The sequence below is a fragment of the Rhodoplanes sp. SY1 genome (assembly GCF_046000175.1).
Classification (GTDB): domain Bacteria; phylum Pseudomonadota; class Alphaproteobacteria; order Rhizobiales; family Xanthobacteraceae; genus Rhodoplanes.
The window spans coordinates 1-567 of sequence record NZ_JBEOMB010000333.1 but is presented as its reverse complement, the minus strand read 5'-3'; the positions used below and the strand labels follow the sequence as shown (position 1 = coordinate 567).

The 567-nt window shown below is 74.3% G+C and carries 1 pseudogene; it reads right to left on the bottom strand.

The features are described from left to right. Window positions 1-108: 108 nt before the first annotated feature. A pseudogene (locus tag ABTU92_RS29465) lies at window positions 109-567 on the bottom strand (hypothetical protein); the annotation flags it as partial.

Below are 567 nucleotides of genomic sequence, written 5' to 3'. Positions count from 1 at the left end.
GGCCGCTCGCGCCCCCTGGCGCAGGCGGCGGGACGCTCGCATCGACATCGGCGCCGGAGGCGCCGTGCCGTTCGATGCCGCCGTCGAGCGGGATGGCCGCGTCGCTTGCTAGAGCGATCGGCCGTTGGCGCCGGCGCGGCGGAGCTGCAGGGCCCGGTCGGTGACGCCGAGCTTCTGGGCGGCGCGTTTCAGGTTGTTGCCCTCGTGATCGAGCGCCAGCCGGATGGCGACGCCCGCCGCGACGCGGCTGATCTCCTTGAGCCCGACCCCGCGGGAGACGGCCCGGCCGATCGCCTGGAGGAAGCCGGGATCGCTCAGCGGATCCGTCTCGACGAAGGATGCCGGCCGCTCTGCGAGCGGCACGGCCCCGATGGTGATCGGTCCTTCGCCGCACCAGCGCGCGTGGAGCCCGGCGACGATGCGGCGCAAGTCCCGCACATTGCCCGGATAGTCTCGTCCGAGCAGGAACTCGACGACGGCGGGATCGAGCTCGGGCACCGGTCGCCGGCCGGCCGCCTCGGCCAGGAAATGCCGGGCGAGCGGAACGATGTCGTCGCGCCGCTCGGC